General features: G+C 65.4%; 21 protein-coding genes. 12 read left to right on the top strand and 9 right to left on the bottom strand.

The annotated features are described in order from the left end of the window. Positions 1 to 33: 33 nt before the first annotated feature. The 3 genes from AB3X95_RS07105 to AB3X95_RS07095 all read right to left on the bottom strand — a co-directional run bounded on the left by AB3X95_RS07105 (position 34) and on the right by AB3X95_RS07095 (position 2,107). Positions 34 to 597, bottom strand: a complete 564-nt coding sequence (locus AB3X95_RS07105) for a YggT family protein (RefSeq protein ID WP_176105291.1) — start codon at positions 595 to 597, stop codon at positions 34 to 36. A gap of 157 nt (positions 598 to 754) precedes the next feature. Continuing rightward, entirely contained in the window at positions 755 to 1,075 is a 321-nt protein-coding gene (locus AB3X95_RS07100; RefSeq protein ID WP_176105292.1) for an EthD family reductase, read from the bottom strand. Between the two features lie 96 nt (positions 1,076 to 1,171). Then, positions 1,172 to 2,107, bottom strand: coding sequence for a Rossmann-like and DUF2520 domain-containing protein (locus AB3X95_RS07095; protein ID WP_368620979.1), 936 nt, complete (start codon positions 2,105 to 2,107; stop codon positions 1,172 to 1,174). A gap of 275 nt (positions 2,108 to 2,382) precedes the next feature. Between AB3X95_RS07095 and AB3X95_RS07090 the strand changes: the two genes are divergently transcribed. The 3 genes from AB3X95_RS07090 (at position 2,383) to AB3X95_RS07080 (ending at position 4,418) form a co-directional block, all read left to right on the top strand. Next, on the top strand, positions 2,383 to 2,544 hold the full coding sequence (locus AB3X95_RS07090) for a hypothetical protein (protein WP_013090236.1): 162 nt from the start codon (positions 2,383 to 2,385) through the stop codon (positions 2,542 to 2,544). A gap of 387 nt (positions 2,545 to 2,931) precedes the next feature. Beyond that, the gene (locus AB3X95_RS07085; RefSeq protein WP_176105294.1) at positions 2,932 to 3,246 is read left to right on the top strand and encodes a hypothetical protein; all 315 of its coding nucleotides are present in this window, start codon (positions 2,932 to 2,934) and stop codon (positions 3,244 to 3,246) included. Between the two features lie 206 nt (positions 3,247 to 3,452). Then, the gene (locus AB3X95_RS07080; RefSeq protein ID WP_184226360.1) at positions 3,453 to 4,418 is read left to right on the top strand and encodes a threo-3-hydroxy-L-aspartate ammonia-lyase; all 966 of its coding nucleotides are present in this window, start codon (positions 3,453 to 3,455) and stop codon (positions 4,416 to 4,418) included. Positions 4,419 to 4,487: 69 nt separating this feature from the next. On the opposite strand, the gene AB3X95_RS07075 is transcribed toward AB3X95_RS07080, so the two are convergent. After that, on the bottom strand, positions 4,488 to 5,165 hold the full coding sequence (locus AB3X95_RS07075) for a LysE family translocator (RefSeq protein ID WP_176105296.1): 678 nt from the start codon (positions 5,163 to 5,165) through the stop codon (positions 4,488 to 4,490). 47 nt (positions 5,166 to 5,212) lie between these two features. Continuing rightward, a complete protein-coding gene (locus AB3X95_RS07070) occupies positions 5,213 to 6,787 on the bottom strand; it encodes a UbiD family decarboxylase (RefSeq protein WP_368620978.1) in 1,575 nt (524 codons plus the stop codon). Positions 6,788 to 7,405: 618 nt separating this feature from the next. On the opposite strand from AB3X95_RS07070, the gene AB3X95_RS07065 reads away from it, so the two are divergent. Next, positions 7,406 to 8,623: a transglycosylase SLT domain-containing protein gene (locus AB3X95_RS07065; RefSeq protein ID WP_368620977.1), complete on the top strand. Its 1,218-nt coding sequence runs from the start codon at positions 7,406 to 7,408 to the stop codon at positions 8,621 to 8,623. 95 nt (positions 8,624 to 8,718) lie between these two features. On the opposite strand, the gene AB3X95_RS07060 is transcribed toward AB3X95_RS07065, so the two are convergent. The 4 genes from AB3X95_RS07060 to ribBA all read right to left on the bottom strand — a co-directional run bounded on the left by AB3X95_RS07060 (position 8,719) and on the right by ribBA (position 12,202). Next, a complete protein-coding gene (locus AB3X95_RS07060) occupies positions 8,719 to 9,915 on the bottom strand; it encodes a pyridoxal phosphate-dependent aminotransferase (RefSeq protein WP_184226358.1) in 1,197 nt (398 codons plus the stop codon). Positions 9,916 to 10,076: 161 nt separating this feature from the next. Further along, the gene (nusB, locus tag AB3X95_RS07055) at positions 10,077 to 10,511 is read right to left on the bottom strand and encodes a transcription antitermination factor NusB (RefSeq protein ID WP_176105300.1); all 435 of its coding nucleotides are present in this window, start codon (positions 10,509 to 10,511) and stop codon (positions 10,077 to 10,079) included. Then, a complete protein-coding gene (gene ribH / locus AB3X95_RS07050; protein ID WP_013090228.1) occupies positions 10,508 to 11,020 on the bottom strand; it encodes a 6,7-dimethyl-8-ribityllumazine synthase in 513 nt (170 codons plus the stop codon). Before ribH ends, nusB begins: the two co-directional genes overlap by 4 nt. A 48-nt stretch (positions 11,021 to 11,068) precedes the next feature. Next, positions 11,069 to 12,202: a bifunctional 3,4-dihydroxy-2-butanone-4-phosphate synthase/GTP cyclohydrolase II gene (ribBA, locus tag AB3X95_RS07045; protein ID WP_176124418.1), complete on the bottom strand. Its 1,134-nt coding sequence runs from the start codon at positions 12,200 to 12,202 to the stop codon at positions 11,069 to 11,071. A 264-nt stretch (positions 12,203 to 12,466) separates the two neighbouring features. Between ribBA and AB3X95_RS07040 the strand changes: the two genes are divergently transcribed. The 8 genes from AB3X95_RS07040 (at position 12,467) to catA (ending at position 20,068) form a co-directional block, all read left to right on the top strand. Continuing rightward, positions 12,467 to 13,588 (top strand): enolase C-terminal domain-like protein, encoded by a 1,122-nt coding sequence (locus AB3X95_RS07040; RefSeq protein ID WP_368620976.1) that lies wholly within the window; start codon positions 12,467 to 12,469, stop codon positions 13,586 to 13,588. Positions 13,589 to 13,616: 28 nt separating this feature from the next. Then, entirely contained in the window at positions 13,617 to 14,621 is a 1,005-nt protein-coding gene (locus AB3X95_RS07035) for a hypothetical protein (RefSeq protein WP_368620975.1), read from the top strand. Then, on the top strand, positions 14,618 to 15,283 hold the full coding sequence (locus tag AB3X95_RS07030; protein WP_368620974.1) for a gluconate 2-dehydrogenase subunit 3 family protein: 666 nt from the start codon (positions 14,618 to 14,620) through the stop codon (positions 15,281 to 15,283). The genes AB3X95_RS07035 and AB3X95_RS07030 overlap by 4 nt, the downstream gene beginning before the upstream one ends. Further along, entirely contained in the window at positions 15,273 to 16,916 is a 1,644-nt protein-coding gene (locus AB3X95_RS07025; RefSeq protein ID WP_368620973.1) for a GMC family oxidoreductase, read from the top strand. The genes AB3X95_RS07030 and AB3X95_RS07025 overlap by 11 nt, the downstream gene beginning before the upstream one ends. Before the next feature lie 31 nt (positions 16,917 to 16,947). Continuing rightward, on the top strand, positions 16,948 to 17,337 hold the full coding sequence (locus AB3X95_RS07020; RefSeq protein ID WP_368620972.1) for a VOC family protein: 390 nt from the start codon (positions 16,948 to 16,950) through the stop codon (positions 17,335 to 17,337). 261 nt (positions 17,338 to 17,598) lie between these two features. Next, positions 17,599 to 18,735 (top strand): muconate/chloromuconate family cycloisomerase, encoded by a 1,137-nt coding sequence (locus AB3X95_RS07015; protein WP_368620971.1) that lies wholly within the window; start codon positions 17,599 to 17,601, stop codon positions 18,733 to 18,735. A gap of 27 nt (positions 18,736 to 18,762) precedes the next feature. Further along, complete coding sequence (gene catC / locus AB3X95_RS07010) at positions 18,763 to 19,053, top strand: muconolactone Delta-isomerase (RefSeq protein ID WP_368620970.1); 291 nt, start codon at positions 18,763 to 18,765, stop codon at positions 19,051 to 19,053. Between the two features lie 79 nt (positions 19,054 to 19,132). Continuing rightward, positions 19,133 to 20,068 carry a catechol 1,2-dioxygenase gene (gene catA, locus AB3X95_RS07005; RefSeq protein WP_176105309.1) on the top strand — a complete coding sequence of 312 codons (936 nt, stop codon included), beginning with the start codon at positions 19,133 to 19,135 and terminating at the stop codon, positions 20,066 to 20,068. Positions 20,069 to 20,072: the final 4 nt, after the last annotated feature.

The raw sequence follows: 20,072 nt of genomic DNA, 5'->3' as shown, positions 1-20,072 counted from the left end.
GTCGCAAGCGGCGGCGTCTCGAGCGCGATCAGCTCAGATCACAAAATAAGTCAGCTGAACCGCCGCGCGCGTGACGACCATCTGCAGCACCTGCACGATCACGAACAGCAGGATCGGCGACAAATCGATACCGCCGAATTTCGGCAGCACGCGGCGCAGCGGATTCAGAAACGGCGCCGTCAGCTGATACAGAATCGGCATCGCCGGCGAGCGCGGATTGAGCCATGACAGCAGCGCCATCAGGATCGTCATCCAGATGACAAGATTGAGCGCCCACTTGATCGCGGTCAGCACCGCGACGATCAGCAGCGTCGGCACGAGCGTCAGCGGATCGGCGCCGGTCATCACGATCATCAGGACGACGTAGATAATCGCGGCGATCAGCGTCGCGGCCACGCTCGCCCAGTCGATCCTGCGCGTGCTCGGCAGAATGTGCCGCAGCGGCAGCACGATCCAGTTGGTCGCCTGCAGCACGGCGTTCGAGACCGGGTTGTACGGCGGCAGGCGCACGACCTGCAGCCACGCGCGTAACAGCAGCGCGGCGCCGAACAGCGTGAAAATGGTATTGAGCAGAAAACGGGCGATATCGCCAAACATCTCGGGTCCTTATGCTTCTGATAACGGCCACCGGCGGGCCGTGGGCTGCCGGCGTCGCAAGATCGGTGCGCGCCGGCGGTTTTCTGGATTTACCTGGTTAGCCAACCGGAGGTTCGACGCCATTGCGCACCGCCTGCCGGTGGTTGTCTGTCCGGCATCACACGGAAGTCCGGACCTCGCTGATCAGGATCGTGCCATTGCCGCCGTCCGTGTAGTTCGGGATATCCGCCAATAGTTGCTCGGACGCGGGCTTGAACACTTCATAGAAATCGTCCGCGCTGTCGAACAGGAAGTGACCCGCGGCCACGTAAGGAGGCGGCGTGCCGGGCGGCCCGGCGTTCAGGCCCGCGTCGACCGACCAGCCTTTCAGCGCCGGCCCGAACAGCTTCGCCGCGAGCGGCATATGGGTCGCGCAGTAGTAGTCCATGTCGAAGCGGCCATTTTCCCGGTACGGGTAGAGGATGCTGACCTTGATCATTGTGCGTTCTCGTCTGTTGATCCCGAGGCGCGGCGCGGGTCGTCGCGTGGTTCGCATCTGCTTCGCCCGGCGCGCCGGACGTCACATTATCACGGCTTACTTGACGCTTGCACCTGCTGCCGCCTGATTCAGCGAGCGGCCCAGCGATTCTTCCACAGCTTCGGAGATCGCTTCAATCGTCGCGGGCGGCGCGGTACGCCGTCGGGCGAGGGTGACCGCGCGGCGCGTCAGCAGACCGTAGAGCGCGGCATGGTCGCCGTCGAAGCTTTCGAGCAGCGCCAGCTGCTTCTCGACGACACCCGTGTCGCCGCGCGATACCGGCCCCGCGAGCGCGTTCGGCAGGCCCTTGTCGCGCGCCGTTTCGATCGTGCCGGCGAGCATCGGCAGAAGCGCGCGCAGCGCATCGTCCTCGGCGAAGCCGAGCGTGCGCCACAACGCGACGCATTCGGCGAGGCTGCAAAGCGCAAAGCTCGCCGCGTAGTGCGCGGCGGCGTGATACAGCATGCGGCCGCCCGGCGGAATCGACAGCGGATGGCAGCGCAGTGCGAGCGCGAGCGCGGTCAGTGTCTTCTTCAGTTCGCCGTCGGCTTCGATCGTCACCGAACAGCCGGCGATCCGCTCGAGATCGGCAAGCTCGCCGCTAAATAGATACAGCGGATGAAAGCCGCCGATCGCCGCGCCCTGATCGCGCGCCGGCGCCAGCAATTCGACCGGCGACGCGCCGCTGCAGTGCACGAGCGCCTTGCCGGGGTGGCTTGCCGCATCGCCGCCAAAGCGGAGTGTGTGCGCTGTCGTACCGATGCTGTCGTCGGGAACGGCTAAAAAAACGATATCGGCAGCGTCGACGACTTGTTGCGGGTCGTCAGAGGCCATGCAGTGCGCGAACTGGGCGGCGAGCCGGCGCGCGGAATCGGCCGAGCGGCTCGCCACCGCGGTGACCGGGTAGCCGGCGCGCGCGAACGCGAGAGCGAGACAGCGCGCAAGCCGCCCCGCACCGATGAAGCCGACGCGCGGCAAGGAAGACTGGGACATGGTCGCCTGCTCCAGACAGATCGTGTGAACGGGAAAGCAGCAGTATCTCGCATCCGCAATGCGCGGGCGCGAGCCGGCCCCTTGCGCGGCTCGGCAGCTGTCGTCGGATGAGTTTGCGGGCGATATGGCGCCACCGGTCGGTCATCGGGCGGCGCGACGCCCACGGGTGTGAAAACTGCTCACAATCGTAGTGACAGGAACAGTGGTCGATGAGTCGGTTTTGACGGTCGTATTTTTCGTACTTTGTTCGTAGTCAGAAAATCGGGAGGGTAGCGATGAGTATTTTTTCTTACCGAAAACACTTGCGGTTCCTGACGCACGCCCAGCGCCGTCGCTGGTGGGATCAGAAAAAGCGCCTGACGCCGCGCGTGCGGATCAGCGGCGCGTATGTGCCGCCCAATGTGTCCCGCGAATTCGTGTACGTGAAGGTCGGCTAGTCGCGCGGTCTTCGCAGGTGAGAAAGTGCCCGGCTCGAGCCATTGAGCCGGGCATTTTTTATTGGGAAATTTCTCCCGGCTGTCAGGATTGAAGCGAATTTGTAATTAAAGTTTACCGATGCGCGAACTCAAGCCCCTCGCGTTCGATCTGACCTATGACCCGCGGCCCGTCGCTCGCGTGCAACCCCTTGATTCACGGCTCCCTTGGCTGTCGCTGCGGCGGCGCGTGGGCGCGCACGTGCGGCGCCCGGCAAAACGCTTCGGCTTGCCCTTGCAATTTGCAACAAATGCGAACAGTTCGGCCGGGGCTTTTTAGATACATTGATTCCACAGCATGCGAGGCATGCGCAGTCGGCGACCTTGGCAGGCCGCGCTAGGAGAATAGAAGTGAAAAAGATCGTTCCATTCGTCGTTGCAGCCGCACTCGGCTTGGGACTTGCCGGGGCTGCTGAGGCAGGTGTTTCCGTTGGTATCGGCCTTGGGGTGCCGATCGCGCCGGCCTATCCGGTGTACGCGGCGCCGCCGCCCGTCTATTACGCGCCGCCGCCTCCGCCGGTGTATGCGCCGCCGGTTGTCGTCGCCCCGGCTCCAGTGGTGGTCGGAGGCTATTACGGCTATGGCCATCCTTATTATCGTGGCTACTACCACGGCTACCGTGGCTACTATCGCGGCTGGTACGGGCACCCGTACTATCGTCATTAAGAAGCGCGGGCGCGCGTGACGCGCGCGGGAACCTCCACGGCGTAACACCGGCTTGTGCCGGGTTACGCCGCTTCTATTTGTATCGCTGGTTGTGCTTTCCGCCGTGTTTCCTAGCAGGTGTCGCGCGCTCGCGCGAGCACCGTTCCAAAGCATGGATGAAGCTGGGAGAATGGCTGCTTCGCCATCGCTCCAGGAGAGTTTCGCCGATGCAAGCGCTTCCCGCTCCCACCTTCGATGACGTCCTCGACGCCGCCACGCGTCTCGAAGGCGTCGCGCACCGTACCCCCGTTCTGACGTCGAGCACGTTCGACGAGCGCACCGGCGCGTCGGTGTTCTTCAAGTGCGAAAACTTTCAGCGCATGGGCGCGTTCAAGTTCCGCGGCGCGTACAACGCGATTTCGCATTTCGACGCGGAGCAGCGCAAGGCCGGAGTGCTAACCTATTCGTCGGGCAATCACGCGCAGGCCATCGCGTTGTCGGCGCGCCTCGCCGGCATTCACGCGACGATCGTGATGCCGCACGACGCGCCCGAGGCCAAGGTCGCCGCGACCAAAGGCTACGGCGGCGAAGTGATCACGTACGATCGCTACAAGGAAAATCGCGAGGAGATCGGCCGGCGCCTAGCCGAGGAGCGTGGCATGACGCTGATTCCGCCGTACGATCATCCGCACGTGATTGCCGGGCAGGGTACCGCGGTCAAGGAGCTGATCGACGACACCGGCCCCCTCGACATCTTGTTCGTGTGCCTTGGAGGCGGTGGGTTGATCAGCGGCAGCGCGTTATCGACGGCCGCGCTGAGCCCTGCTTGCACGGTGATCGGCATCGAGCCCGAAGCGGGCAACGACGGCCAGCAGTCGCTCGCGCGCGGCGAGATCGTGCATATCGATACCCCGCGCACGATCGCCGATGGCGCGGCCTCGACGCATCTGGGCCACTACACGTTCGCAGTCATCCGTCGGCTGGTCGCGCGAATTGAAACGGTCAGCGATGCGCAACTGATCGAGACGATGCGCTTTTTCGCGCAGCGCATGAAGATCGTCGTCGAACCGACCGGTTGCCTCGCGGCGGCGGCGGTGCTGAATGGCATCGTGCCGGTGAAGGGCAAGCGCGTCGGCGTGGTGGTGAGCGGCGGCAACGTCGATTTGCCGAAGCTCGCGCAGTACCTCGCATGAGCGACTCACGTCGAGCCGCATGAAGAAACGGCTCGCCGATGCGAGCCGCTTTCTTATGCGTGAACCGCTTCAGCTTGCTACTTGTGCAGTGCTTTGTACGATCAGGTCGCGATACCCGTTGACGATCACGCTGTACGAGAAATACGCGAACAGCAGCGCCGACAAAACGTGACACGCCCGCAGCAGACCGGCGCCCGCGCGCTTGCGTCCGTGGCTGCCGAGCCCGCAGATAAACAGCGTCCAGCACAGGCCGCCGAGAAAGAAGCCGCCGAGGAAGATCAGCGCGGTCGTCGGGCTCGTTGCGCCGGCTTTCGCGATCAGCGCGCCGCCGACCGCCGCGAACCACAGGATCGCCGAAGGCGACGACACCGCCAGCAGCACGCCGCGCAGGAAGCCGCGCCATGGCGACTGATGCGCAGTAGCGTCGCCTTCGCCGGCAACAGCGGGTGCCGTGGCCGGGAACATCGCTTCACGCGCCATCTTCCAGGTGAGAAACAGCAAGATCGCCGCGCCGCCGATCCACACGACCCAGCGCACCGATTCGAACTGCAGCAGCGCAGCCATGCCCGCGAGCGCGAGCGCCGCGTAAATGAGATCGCCGACGCACGAGCCGAGGCCGAGCCAGAAGCCCGGCCGGAAGCCGTGCGATAGCGTCAGCGAAATGATCGCGACGTTGACGAGACCGATATCGAGGCATAGCGACAAGGACAGAAAAAAGCCGTCCGACATCATTGAAAAAGCGTGCATCCGCGCGAGCGCTCCATCCGTTATTAGTTGTGTTGTTTGGCGCGCGTTTACAGACCGAGGCCCAACTCGTTCCACAAGCTGTCGATACGCTGCTTGACCGCCTCGTCCATCACGATCGGGCGGCCCCATTCGCGGTCGGTTTCGCCCGGCCACTTGTTGGTCGCGTCGAGCCCCATCTTCGAGCCGAGGCCGGCTACCGGCGACGCGAAATCGAGATAGTCAATTGGCGTGCGGTCGACGAGCACCGTGTCGCGCGTCGGGTCCACTCGCGTGGTGATCGCCCAGATCACTTCGTTCCAGTCGCGGATATTGACGTCCTCATCGACGACGACGATGAACTTCGTATACATGAACTGCCGCAGGAAGCTCCACACCCCGAACATCACGCGCTTCGCATGGCCGGGGTAGCTCTTCTTCATCTGCACGATCGCCATGCGGTAGCTGCAGCCTTCGGGCGGCAAATAAAAGTCGGTGATCTCGGTGAACTGCTTCTGCAGTAGCGGCACGAACACTTCGTTCAGCGCGACGCCGAGCACCGCGGGCTCGTCGGGCGGTTTGCCGGTGTAGGTGGAGTGATAGATCGCGTCGCGGCGCATCGTGATCCGCTCGACCGTGAAGACCGGGAACCACTCCTGTTCGTTGTAGTAGCCGGTGTGATCGCCATACGGGCCTTCGAGCGCGTGTTCGTACATGGCCGACGCACCCTTCGACGGACGCGGCGGCGCGCCGGCCGGAGCGGACGAGGGCGCGCCTTCCTGCGGATAGATGAAGCCTTCGAGCACGATCTCGGCGCGCGCGGGCACTTGCAGACCGTCGACGCCCGGCGTGATGCATTTCGCGAGCTCGGTGCGCCCGCCGCGCAGCAGGCCGGCGAACTGGTATTCGGACAGCGTGTCGGGCACCGGCGTGACCGCGCCGAGGGTCGTCGCAGGGTCCGCACCGAGCACGACGGCCACCGGATACGGCTTGCCTGGATTTTTCAGCGCGAACTCGCGGAAATCGAGCGCGCCGCCGCGATGCGCGAGCCAGCGCATGATCAGTTTGTTACGCCCGATCAGTTGCTGGCGATAGATACCCAGGTTTTGTCGGCTCTTGTTCGGCCCTTTCGTGACGGTCAGACCCCAGGTGATCAGCGGCCCAGCATCGCCCGGCCAGCAAGTCTGAATGGGCAATCTGCCGAGGTCGACGTCGTTGCCTTCCCAGACGATTTCCTGGCAGGGCGGCGCGCTGACCGTCTTCGGCGCCATGTCCCACACGGCCTTCGCTAGCGACAGCAGCTTGCCGGCGTCCTTGAAACCTTTGGGCGGTTCCGGTTCCTTCAGCGCGGAGAGTAGCCGGCCGACGTCGCGAAGCGATTCGAGCGCCGCCTGGTCGCCCGCGCCCGCTTCGGCATCGATGCCCATGCCGAGCGCGACGCGGCGCGGCGTGCCGAACAGATTGCCGAGCACCGGGAACGCATGGCGCTCGGTGTTCTCGAACAGCAGAGCCGGACCGCCCGCGCGCAGTACACGGTCGCACAATTCGGTCATTTCGAGGTTCGGCGACACCTTTTGCGAAATTCGGCGCATTTCACCGATCGCCTCGAGGCGGCCGATGAAATCGCGCAAGTCTTTGTATTTCATCTGTGACGGGTTCAGGGCCGCATGCACGGCGCATAGGACTGAGGGCGCAGCAGGACCGACGGTGGTATCTGCGTGGCGCAAAAAAACGATTGTCGATTTTACCTGCGTTAGCCAGCGCACGTAGATCAACCAAATGGTCTATCCCGAACAGCCAGGGTCCGATCGCCTAAAACGCACATAGAACAGGGCTTCCGGCGGACTGAACACCGTTTATTATTACAAATAGTTATAGATATTGAATTCTATAGTGTTGACGATCTATAAAACCGTGCATAGAATCCGTCCACATTGGTTGCAGGGCGTTGACCTTTTTACCGTCGCCCCCGGTCCTCAGACGCAACGCGTCACCGTTTTACTTCCCTGCAGGGTAGAACGGCATTATTGAAGTCCCTCACCAGCGTCCACCAACGCTGGTTTTTCGCGTGGGAGCCAGGCCCGTACACATTGAGTATGTGTGGGCTGTTTTTGAGATGGCTCCCCGAAACGGTATTTGTTGCCGTTTTCCCGACGTCGCTGCTGCCCAACCAGAGAGCACGCGATGTCTTGACTCTGCGAGCGCGCTGTACCGCCTGATTTGACCCGGCGGAGTTCGCGGATCATGCAAGATGGGAGATCTGAATGAACGCCTGGTTATCGTGGCGTCCTGATGAGCGTATTGCGCAGGTTGTGCGCGGTGCGCTGCGCCGCGGGACGCGACTGAGTCATCACCTGTTCAGCATTGTCGGCGGGATCGCCGTGGTGCTGGCGCTCGCACTGTGGCTGATGCCTACCTGGCGCGGCGCGCTGGCTGCGCGTCTGATGCCGGTCATTTCCGCCGCCGTGCAAGCGGGTCCCGCCCGCCTGCTGCAAGGCAACCCGCTGCCGGCCATCGGACCGACCAAAAACGCCGCTGCATCCTCCGACGAATCGCTGTCGGCCAATTCACCGACCGCGCCGAACACGCCGAGCCCCGCCGATGGGTCGAGCGACGGCAGCATGACCCTGACCTCGGCGACCACCAGCTTCGACGGCGCGTTCGACAACGCTGCCACGTCGGGCACCAGCACCGTCGCGCTCAACGGCCTCGATCCGCGCACGATGCAGGGCGTCAGCGCGCTCGCGCGTCTGATTCCGCAGCAACGCGTGTCCGCCGATGCGCGCGACGACCGTGTGCTCGTGTCGAGCCACGAGCAGGACCTGGTCGCGTCGTACCTTGCGCGGCGCTATCGGGTCGCTCAGGAGCCCGTCAGCGAACTCGTGAAGGCCGCGTTCGACACCGGCCGCGAAGTCGGCCTCGATCCGCTGCTGCTGCTCTCAGTGATGGCGATCGAATCGGGCTTCAATCCCTACGCCGAGAGCGGCGTCGGCGCACAGGGCCTGATGCAGGTGATGTCGAAGGTGCATTCGGACAAATTTCAGTATTTCGGCGGCCAGAGCGCTGCGCTCGAACCGCTCGCGAACATCAAGGTCGGCGCGCTCGTGCTGAAGGATTGCATCGCGCGCGGCGGCTCGCTGCCGGGCGGCCTGCGTCTGTACGTCGGCTCGAGCACGCCGGACGACGGTGGCTATGGCGCGAAGGTGATGGCCGAGCGCGGTCGGCTGCGCGATGTCGCGCGCGGCCGCAAGGTGCCGATCAATGCGCCGCAGGCTCCGGTGCTGAGCGCGTCGACGACGCCGGCGCCAGCGGCCTCGACGAGCGGCGGCAACGGCAAGCGCGTCCAGGTGACATTGCAGGGCGGCCACGCGCTGAGCTCGGCGACTCCGGCGGCGCACTCGCAGCCGGCCGATCAGCAGGACGACGCCAGCGCCAATTCGGTAACGCGCCATGTGGCGTCGGCGTCCGAGCTGGGGGCTTGAGTTAGACATTTGCTAGCCGCATGAAAAAAAGGACACCCGAGGGTGTCCTTTTTTGCGTCTGGCAGGCCAGTAGCCGCCGGCTCAGTGCCTCAACATCAATGCCGCCCGAACAGCTTCGCCAGCCGCTCGACAGCCTCTTCGAGCTTCGGATACGCGGTCGCATACGATAGCCGGATGTAGTCCCTCGGCGCGTGCGTGCCGAAGTCCATGCCCGGCACCAGCACGACGCCGGCATCGTGCAGCATCGCCTTCGTGAGCGCCGCGCTGTCGCCGGCCGCGGGATGCGCGACACCGCGGCAGTCGGCGTACACGTAGAACGCGCCGTCGGGCATTACGGGCACCGAGAAGCCGAGCGATTCGAGCGCCGGCGCGATGAAGTCGCGGCGTCGCTTGAATTCGAGGCGCCGCGCTTCGTAGATCGCGATCGTCTCCGGCTCGAAGCAGGCGAGCGCCGCGTGCTGCGCGAGCGCCGACGCGCAGATGAACAGGTTTTGCGCGAGCTTTTCGAACGCGCTGACCATCGCGGGCGGCACGACGAGCCAGCCGAGTCGCCAGCCGGTCATGTTGAAGTACTTCGAGAAGCTGTTGACGGTGACCACGTCGTCGCCGAACGACAGCGCCGACACGGGCTTCGCGTCGTAGCTGAGGCCCTGGTAGATCTCGTCGACGATCGTGAAGCCGCCGCGCGCGCGCACGGCCTTGACGATCCGCTCGAGTTCGGCCGGCTCTATCGACGTGCCGGTCGGATTCGACGGCGACGCGAGCAGCACGCCGCGGGTGCGCTCGCCCCACAGGCGTTCGACGTCGGCGGCGGTCAGCTGGAAGCGCTCGGCCGGCCCGCTCGGCACCATCACCGGCTTGCCTTCGGCGGCGATCACGAAATGGCGGTTGCACGGATAGCACGGGTCGGGCATCAGCACTTCGTCGTCGCGATCGACGAGCGCCGCGCACGCGAGCAGCAGCGCTGCCGACGCACCCGCCGTGACCACGATCCGCGCCGGATCGACGTCGATGCCGTAGAACTCGGCGTAATGCGCGGAAATCGCGTCGCGCAGCTCGTGCACGCCGAGGGCGTTCGTGTATTGCGTGACGCCGCGGCGCAGCGCGCTCGCGGCCGCCTCGATGACCGGTTCGGGCGCGGTGAAATCCGGCTCGCCGATGCCCATGTGAATGATGTCGCGCCCGGCTCGTTCGAGCATCGCGGCCTCTTTGGCCAGTTCCATCACGTAGAAAGGCTGGATGGCATCGACGCGCGCGGCAAGCCGCACGAGAGGTTCGGTCACGGAGTTCATACGGTCAGATCCAATTCAGAAGCAGGGAACGGCGCCCATTCATGGAATGATGCGCTCATCGATGCGCACGGCGGCGTCCTTGCGGGCGCTCGCGGTGCTTCGCCCTGTGCAATGCGGCGTGGCGGGAGCCGATGCACGGCATGGCCCCGCCCGCGCAGCGCTCAGCTCTTACGAGCCGCCTGCGTTTCGGCGGCGCGCAGTTGCGCCGAGAGCTTGTCGAGCACGCCGTTCACGTACTTGTAGCCATCCGAGCCGCCGAACGTCTTGGTCAGCTCGACCGCTTCGTTGATGACCACGCGATACGGAATGTCGACGTGATTCTTCAGTTCGAACGCGGCGACCAGCAGCACCGCGCGTTCGACCGGCGACAGCTGATCGATCGGACGATCGAGGCATGGCGCGATCGCGGCGGACAATTCCTCGGAATCGCGCATCACGCCATGCAGGATTGCGTCCAGATGCTCGTGGTCGGCCTTGTCGTAACCTTGCGCGCCGCGCAGTTGCGCGTCGATCTCACCGCCGGGCGAGCCCGACAGCAGCCACTGGTAAAGCCCCTGCGTGGCCAGTTCGCGGGAGCGTCGGCGTGCGCTCTTCATGCCTCTTCCTCATCGTCTTCGTCTTCATCTTCGTCGTCATCGCCGCCGAGCTGTTCGAGCGCAACCGCGAGGTTCGCCATCTCCACAGCCACGCGCGCGGCGTCGCGACCCTTCTCGGTCATGCGAGCGACGGCCTGCTCGTCGTTCTCGGTGGTCAGCACCGCGTTCGCGACCGGAATGCCGAAGTCGAGGCCGATGCGCGTGATGCCCGCGCCGCTTTCGTTCGACACGAGTTCGAAGTGGTACGTCTCACCGCGGATCACCGCGCCGAGCGCGATCAGCGCGTCGAATTGCGCGCTTTCAGCGAGCTTTTGCAGCGCAAGCGGGATTTCCAGCGCGCCCGGCACCGTGACGAGCAGCACGTCTTCGCCGGTCACGCCGAGGCGTTCGAGTTCTTCGATGCATGAGTCGGCGAGGCCGTTGCAGACGGGTTCGTTAAAGCGCGCCTGGACGATGCCGATGCGCAGTCCGTCGCCGTCGAGATTCGGTTGATATTGTCCGATTTCCATGTGAATTCCGTAGTGTTTGAGTGGGCGCGAGGCGCGTGAGTGGCCGGATCAGACTTGCGGGGCTTGCGTTTTGCTGCCGGGCATCGGAATGAAGCCCGTCACTTCGAGACCATAACCCGACATGCTGCCGAGCTTACGAGGGTTCGACAGCACCTGCATCTTGCCGACGCCGAGTTCGCGCAGAATCTGTGCGCCGACGCCGTAGGTCTTGAAGTCGACCGGGCGGCGCTTCAGCGCGTCCGCTTTTTCCTTCGAGTCGAACGCCTTGAAGACGTCGATCAGATGGTCTTTCGAGTCGCCGCAGTTCAGCAGCACGACCACGCCGAGATCGCGTTCCGCGATTTCTTTCATCGCCGCATCCAGCGTCCACGAGTGCGTGGATTCGCCGACTTCGAGCAGATCCAGCACGGAAAGCGGCTCGTGCACGCGCACCGGCGTGTCGCGATCGGGTGACGGCGTGCCGCGCACCAGCGCGATATGCGGCTGGCCGCTCGGCTGGTCGAGATACATGACCGCGCGGAACGAACCATGCGCCGTTTGCATCGTGCGTTCGCAAATACGCTCGACGATCGATTCCGTGCGGCTGCGATAGTGGATCAGATCGGCGATCGTGCCGATCTTCAGGCCGTGCTCCTTGCCGAACTCAAGCAGATCCGGAAGACGCGCCATCGTGCCGTCGTCCTTGATCACTTCGCAGATCACCGCGGCGGGCGTGAGGCCCGCGAGCCGCGTGAAGTCGCAGCCGGCCTCGGTATGGCCGGCGCGCACCAGCACGCCGCCCGGCTGGGCCATGATCGGGAAGATATGACCCGGCTGCACGATGTGTTCGGCCTTTGCGTCCGGCGCTACCGCGGCGGCGATCGTGCGGGCCCGGTCGGCTGCCGAGATGCCGGTCGTCACGCCTTCGGCCGCTTCGATGCTGACCGTGAACGCGGTGCCGTACTGCGTGCCGTTGCGGTAGGTCATCAGCGGCAGGTTCAGCTGTTTGCAGCGGTCCTGGGTCAGCGTCAGGCAGATCAGGCCGCGGCCGTAGCGAGCCATGAAATTGATCGCTTCCGGAGTGACGAACTCGGCGGCGATCACGAGGTCGCCCTCGTTTTCGCGGTCTTCTTCGTCGACGAGGATCACCATCCGGCCGGCTTTCAGTTCGGCAATGATCTCTTGGGTGGAGGCGAGCGTCATGTTGGCGAGTTTTTCGGGAAAGCGCGTATTTTACGCCACGCGCGGGCCCAAGTCGCCTCCGCCAGACATAGGCGGTTTGGCCGATTGACGAAGAGCGGGGCGTGGTTGCCATCGCGGCCCGTTTTACGGACTGCAATAGTGCGGAACGGTACTTGCGGCGCAGCAGGCAGCTTCGTCTCACTACCATCCGGAGATTGCAATGTCGAGGACCGTCGGCTATTGCATCACTGCAAGGCGTCACGCGCACGTGCAAGGAGCGCGGCCATGAGGCGCGGCGTCACGAGCGGGGGCTCGTCGCAGGCGCCCGTCACCGCGCTGCGCGCGAGCGCGTACCGGATCCCGACCGACGCGCCGGAAGCCGACGGCACGTTCGCGTGGGACGCGACCACGCTGGTCGTCGTCGAGGTCGACGCGGGCGGCGACACCGGCATCGGCTACACGTACAGCGACGCCTGCATCGTCGCGCTGATCCAGGGCGCGCTCGCCGCTTGCGTGCTGAATCACGACGGCCTGGACGTCGGCGCGCATTGGCAACGGCTACAACGCCAGGTGCGCAATCTCGGCCGCGCCGGACTGGCCGCCACCGCCATTTCCGCGATCGACTGTGCGCTGTGGGACCTGAAGGCGAAGCTGCTCGGCGTGCCGCTCGTCGGGGTACTCGGCGCGCTGCGCCCGACCGTGCCGGTCTACGGCAGCGGCGGCTTTACTACGTACACGAACCAGCGCTTGCAGCAGCAGTTCGCTGGCTGGGTCGCGCAGGACGGGTGCCGGTGGGTCAAGATGAAAATCGGCAGCGAGCCGGACAAGGACCCGGTGCGCGTCGCGGCGGCGCGCGAGGCGATCGGCGGCGCGGGCCTTTTCGTCGACGCGAACGGCGCGTTCACGCCGCAGCGGGCGCTGTACTACGCGCAACGCTTCGCCGAGCACCAGGTGAGCTGGTTCGAGGAGCCCGTGTCGTCGGACGACGAAGCGGGCCTGCGCAACGTACGCGAGCACGTGCCGGCCGGCATGGAGATCGCCGCTGGCGAATACGGCTACACGCTCGACGATTTCCGCCACCTGCTCGCGACCGGTGCCGTCGACGTGCTGCAGGCCGACGCGAGCCGGTGCGCGGGCATCACCGGCTTTCTGCAGGCCGCCGCGCTTTGCGATGCGTATCACGTGCCGCTGTCTGCCCACTGCGCGCCGGCGCTGCATCTGCACGTCGCGTGCGCCGCGCCGCGCTTGCGCCATCAGGAGTGGTTCCACGACCACGCCCGGATCGAAGCGATGCTGTTCGACGGCGCGCCGCGTTTGCGCGATGGCCAGATGGAGCCGGACCTGTCGCGGCCTGGTTGCGGGCTCGAGTTCAAGCAGGGCGACGCCGCGCGCTACCTCATCAAATAAAGCAGGCCATAACAAGGAAGCGATATCGATGAGCTCTTCAGGCGTACCCGGATTGCTGTGCACGGCGGCGGCGGTGGCGGCCGTCGCGACGTTGGCCGCGCGCGGCGCGCGAGGGCCCGAGCAGCAGCGCGAACCACGCGGCAGCGGCCTGCGACACCGTGAGCGTCGAGCCTCCGTGACGTCCGCGGCGCGTGTGCACACGGGAAAACCCGCTGGCGAGGTCCAGGCACACGTCGCAGCGGCCCGCACCTTCAACCATAGCTCCGCGCTGCTCGCGCTGTCGGTGCTCGCCGACAGCGCGATGGAGCACTATCGCGGCTCGTTCGACAATCCCGCGATGTTTGCGCCACTCGTCAGCGCGAGTCTGTCGCTCGCCGCGGGTCTGCATGGCGGCGCGGATCCTCGCGGCCAAACGCATCGCGCGCGCCATGCGATCTATCTGGGCGCGGCGGCGACCGGCATCGCCGGCACGGGATTCCATGTCTACAACGTGATGAAGCGCCCGGGCGGCTGGAGCTGGAACAACCTGTTTCACGCGGCGCCGCTCGGCGCGCCGATCGCGTTGTTGCTGTCGGGCGCGTTCGGTGCCGTCGCCGAACGGCTGCGCGACCAGCCCGCCGCCGACCCGCGACTGCTCGGCATGCCGGCCGGCCAGGCGCTCGGTCTGCTGGTCGCGGCCGGTCTCGTCGGCACCGTGGGGGAGGCCGCACTGCTGCATTTTCGCGGCGCGTTCCAGCATCGCGCGATGTACGCGCCGGTCAGCATTCCGCCCGTCACCGCGGCGCTGCTCGCGCATGCCGCGCTGGCCGCTCCGCGCGAGCGCTGGTACACGCGGCTGTGGTTGCGCATCACGACCGCGCTCGGCTTTATCGGCGCGGGTTTTCACGCGCGCGGGATCGCGCGTCGCCAGGGCGGCTGGCGCAACTGGAGCCAGAACCTGTTCGACGGGCCGCCGCTGCCCGCGCCGCCGAGCTTTTCCGCGCTGGCGCTCGCCGGGCTCGCCGCGCTGCGTCTGCGGGAGACTGAAAAATGACCCACCAACCACGCTCGACCCGAGTCACCCGCTATCCCGGCTACGACGTGCTCGACAAACGCGCGACGCCGTCGTGGGACGCTCACACCCGCGCGGTGATCGCCGAACGCCTCGCGACACCGCTCGAGCCGCGCTTTTTCCGCGCCGTCGAATGGCTCGCGGTCACCTCGCTGTGCGCGCGCATCGTGCCGCAAGCGAACGCGCAACCGGTGGTGCCGCTCGCCGCGCTGCTCGACGCGCGCCTCGCCGGCAACAGCAATGACGGCTACCGCGACGCCCGTTTGCCGCCGATGCGCGACGCCTGGCGCATCGGCCTCGCCGCGCTCGATGCCGAATCCCGCGAGCGCGGCGGCCTGCCGTTCGCGAGCCTCGCGCAGGATGCGCAGATCGCGCTGCTCGGCGACATGCAGCGCGGCGAACTGACGAACCCCGCGTGGCGCGGCATGCCGTCGAAGCTGTTTTTCAGCGAGCGGGTGCTGCACGACATCTGCGGGCTCTACTACTCGCATCCGCACGCGTGGAGCGAGATCGGCTTCGGCGGCCCGGCGAATCCGCGCGGATACGTGCGCATGTACCTGAACCGGCGCGATCCGTGGGAGGCGGTCGAAGCGACGCCCGACACGCACGAGCAGGCCACGAGGGAGAACCGCCGTGTCCGATGACGCGCAGCAACGGCCGCGCGGCAAGGACGGCCGCGCCCCCGACGTGTTCCAGCGCGGCGGCTGGGTGCCGATGCGCACGTACTCCGACGGCGAAGAGGTCGATTTCGCGATCGTCGGCACCGGCGCCGGCGGTGGCACGCTCGCGTGCCGGCTCGCGGAGAAAGGCTTCAAGGTCGTCGCGTTCGATGCCGGCGCGTGGTGGCGTCCGCTGGAAGAGTTCGCTTCGGACGAGGCGCATCAGGAAAAGCTGTTCTGGACCGACGAGCGCATCTGCGACGGCGACAATCCGCTGAAGCTCGGCCACAACAACAGCGGCAAGGCGGTCGGCGGCAGCACGGTCCATTTCGCGATGGTGTCGCTGCGTTTTCGGCCCGAGTGGTTCAAGTCGCGCAGCGTGCTCGGCTATGGCGCCGACTGGCCGCTCGACTGGCGCGAGATGTGGCGCTACTACGGCGAGGTCGAGGACGCGCTGAAAATCTCCGGACCGGTCAACTATCCGTGGGGTCCGAAGCGGCCGCGCTATCCGTATCGCGCGCATGAGCTGAACGCGGCGGCACTGGTGCTCGCGCGCGGCGCCGAGGCGCTCGGCATCGGCTGGTGCCCGACGCCGCTCGCAACCATCTCCGCGCCGCGCGGCCGCGCGCATCCGTGCGTGTACCGCGGCTTTTGCGTGTCCGGCTGCGCGACCAACGCGAAGCAAAGCGCGCTCGTCACGTGGATTCCGCGTGCGCTGCGTGCCGGCGCCGAAGTGCGCGATCTGGCGATGGTCGGCCGCGTCGTCACCAACGACGCGGGGTTCGCCACCGGCGTCGAATATCTGCGCGAAGGGCATTGGCGATTCCAGCGCGCGAAGCACGTGGTGGTGGCCGGCTACGCGATCGAAACGCCGCGCCTGTTGCTGATGTCGGCCAACAGCCGCTTTCCGGATGGACTCGCGAACAGCTCGGGACTCGTCGGCAAAAACCTGATGGCGCAGTCGAATCAGGCCGTCTACGGCACCTTCGACGAAGACATCCGCTGGTACAAGGGCCCGCCGTCGCTCGCGCTCACCGAGCACTGGAACTACGAAGACAAGGGCAAGGACTTTTTCGGCGGCTACTGCTACATGAGCCAGGGGCCGCTGCCGAACGGCTGGGTCGCGGTGCAGAACGGCCGTGGCTTGTGGGGTGACGCGCTCGGCGCGGAGATGCTCAAGTACAACCACCAGGCGGGGCTGAAGATCGTCGGCGAGATGCTGCCGCAGCAGCGCAACCGCGTGATGCTTGCAGACGAAAAGGACCAGTACGGGCTGCCGATCGCGCGCGTCACCTATTCATGGTGCGACAACGACAAGCGGCTCATCGCGCATTCGCTAGACTTCATGGAGCAGGCGCTCGCGGCCGCGGGGGGCAACGAGATCTGGCGCGAGACCGACGACACCTGCCACCTGAACGGCACCGCCCGCATGGGAGACGATCCGGCGACGAGCGTCGTCGATGCGGACTGCCGCAGCTGGGACATCCGCAACCTGTGGGTGTGCGACGGCTCGGTGTTTCCGACCGTCGGCGGCGTGAATCCGTCGTTGACGATCCAGGCGATCGCGTGCCGCACGGCCGACCGCATCGCCGCGCTGGCCGCGCGCGGTGAGCTATAGGTTTCGCATCGTTCGCCGGATGGAGGCTTGTATGAAGCGCACCTGGACGATCATCGGGGTCGATGACGTGGCTCGCAGCTTCGGCTGGTATCAGCAACTGTTCGGTCAGCCGCCGACGTCGCCCGCTCACGACGACTTCGGACAGATCCGCGACATGGACGGCACCGTGTTGCTGTGTCTGCATCAGTGGGGCGCGCATGAACACCCAACGTTGACGAGCCGCGACTATGGTCTACCCGGCAACGGCCTGCTGCTGTTTTTCCGGGTCGATGATTTCGATTCGTGCGTCGCGCGTGCCCGGGCGCTCGCCGATCGTTTCGAAGAAGAGCCGCGCATCAATTCGCACACGGGCACGCTGGAATTCGCGCTGCGCGATCCGGACGGGTACTACGTGATGGTCAGCGCGCTGTCCGAGGCGTGAGGCTTTATCGCCAGTCACACCTGCCGGGCACAACATGCTCTGCGAGCATCGAAGCTTGGCGCAGATCATGTTCGCGGCGAGAAAACGGCCTCTTTTTCAATGCGCACCATGCATGGTGCGATGCAAAGTCCATAGAAAGGCCGGGGCTGCGAGCCTCACCATACCTTGAAGGTATGAAAAAGGACGGGAAAAGTATTGGACGGGCCAAATGGGCGAGGGGTATAAAAACATCCAATGAACTCACTTCTCGCCGCAGCCGCCATGCCCCAAGCGACCATCGAACGTATCGAAACCCGCCTCGTCGATCTGCCGACGATCCGCCCTCACAAGCTGTCGGTCGCCACGATGCACGGGCAGACGCTGATGCTGGTCAAGGTGTGCTGCAGCGACGGCATCGTCGGGATCGGCGAAGGCACCACGATCGCCGGCATGGCCTACGGCCCGGAAAGCCCCGAGGCGATGAAGCTCGCGATCGACGCCTACTTCGCCCCGGCGATGATCGGCAAGGACGCGACGCAGATCCAGGCGCTGATGGCGCACCTCGGCAAGCTGGTCAAGGTCAATCATTTCTCGAAGAGCGCGCTCGAAACCGCGCTGCTCGACGCGCAAGGCAAGCGCCTCGGCGTGCCGGTGAGCGAGATGCTCGGCGGCCGTCGCCGCGAGCGCCTGCCGGTTGCGTGGACGCTCGCGTCGGGCGATACCGCGAAGGACATCGCCGAAGCCGAGCACATGCTCGACGTGCGCCGCCACAAGGTCTTCAAGCTGAAGATCGGCGCGAAGGAACTGAAGACCGACATCAAACACGTCGCCGACATCAAGAAAGCGGTCGGCGAGCGCGCCGCGGTGCGTGTCGACGTGAACATGGCGTGGAGCGAGACCCAGGCCGCCTGGGCGATTCCGGCGCTGGCCGACGCGGGCTGCGAGCTGGTCGAGCAGCCGGTTGCATCCGCCGCGGCGCTCGCGCGCCTGATGCGGCGCTTCCCGGTCGCGCTGATGGCCGACGAAGTCCTGCAAGGTCCGGACAGCGCGTTCGAGATCGCGAAGAACGGCGGCGCCGATGTGTTCGCGATCAAGATCGAACAGAGCGGCGGCCTGTTCGCCGCGCAGCGCGTGGCCACGATCGCCGATGCCGCCGGCATCGAGCTGTATGGCGGCACGATGCTCGAAGGCGCGTTCAGCACGGTCGCGTCGGCGCATCTGTTCGCGAGCTTCGCGAACCTGCAATGGGGCACCGAACTGTTCGGGCCGTTGTTGATCACCGAAGAAATTCTGACCACGCCGCTTGATTACAGCGACTTCGAACTGACCGTGCCGAATGGCCCGGGTCTCGGCATCGAACTCGACGAGGCGAAGGTCGAGCGATTCACTCGAGACGGGCTGATGAAGGTCACCCGCTAAACCGATTCAGATCAAGAGGAGTCAACGATGCTTTTCCATGTGCGAATGGACGTGAACCTGCCGGTCGACATGCCGGCCGAAGTGGCGAACGAAATCAAGACCCGCGAGAAGGCTTACTCGCAGGAGCTCCAGGGTAGCGGCAAGTGGCGTCATATCTGGCGCCTCGTTGGCGAGTACGCGAATTACAGCATCTTCGATGTAGAGAGCAATGCCGAACTTCACGACATCCTGTCCGGTTTGCCTCTGTTCCCGTACATGAAGATTTCGGTGACGCCTCTGTGTCGTCACCCGTCGTCGATTCGGGACGACGACATCTGAGCCCAGGGGCCAGGCGCTGTTTGAAGGCGAGCGCATCCAAAGCCATCTTTTCCCCCTATACCAACTGGAGACAGTCATCGTGAGCGTCAAAGTATTTGAAACCAAAGAAGTGCAGGATCTGCTGAAGGCCGCTTCCAACGTCGATGCTGGTAACGGCAATGCACGTTTCCAGCAGATTGTTTTCCGTCTGCTGGGTGACCTGTTCAAGGCAATCGATGACCTCGACATCACGCCCGACGAAGTCTGGGCCGGCGTCAACTATCTGAACAAGCTCGGCCAGGACGGCGAAGCAGCGCTGCTCGCAGCCGGCCTCGGTCTCGAGAAGTACCTCGACATCCGCATGGACGCCGAGGACAAGAAGATCGGTCTCGAAGGCGGCACGCCGCGCACGATCGAAGGCCCGCTGTATGTGGCCGGCGCGCCGGTGCGCGACGGCGTGTCGAAGATCGACATCAACGCCGACGAAGACGCGGGCCCGCTCGTGATCCGCGGCACGGTCAAGGATCTGGACGGCAAGCCGGTCGCCGGCGCGCTCGTCGAGTGCTGGCACGCGAACTCGAAGGGCTTCTATTCGCACTTCGATCCGACCGGCGCACAGACCGAGTTCAACCTGCGCGGCGCGGTGAAGACCGGTGCCGACGGCAAGTACGAGTTCCGCACGCTGATGCCGGTGGGCTATGGCTGCCCGCCGCACGGCGCGACGCAGCAACTGCTGAACGTGCTGGGCCGTCACGGCAACCGTCCGGCGCACGTGCACTTCTTCGTCAGCAGCGACGGTCATCGCAAGCTGACCACGCAGTTCAACATCGAAGGCGATCCGCTGATTTGGGACGACTTCGCGTATGCAACGCGCGAAGAGCTGATTCCGCCGGTCGTCGAGAAAACCGGTGGCGCGGCGCTGGGCCTGAAGGCGGATGCGTACAAGGACATCGAGTTCAACTTCACGATCACGCCGCTGGTTCAAGGTAAGGACAACCAGCTCGTCTATCGTCTGCGCGCTTCGGCCGAAGCGTGATCGC

Origin of the sequence: Paraburkholderia sp. BR13444 (assembly GCF_040948755.1) — a bacterium.
GTDB classification, from domain to species: domain Bacteria; phylum Pseudomonadota; class Gammaproteobacteria; order Burkholderiales; family Burkholderiaceae; genus Paraburkholderia; species Paraburkholderia youngii.
Note: the sequence above shows the minus strand (reverse complement) of the source record. Positions and strands in the feature narration are given on the sequence as shown.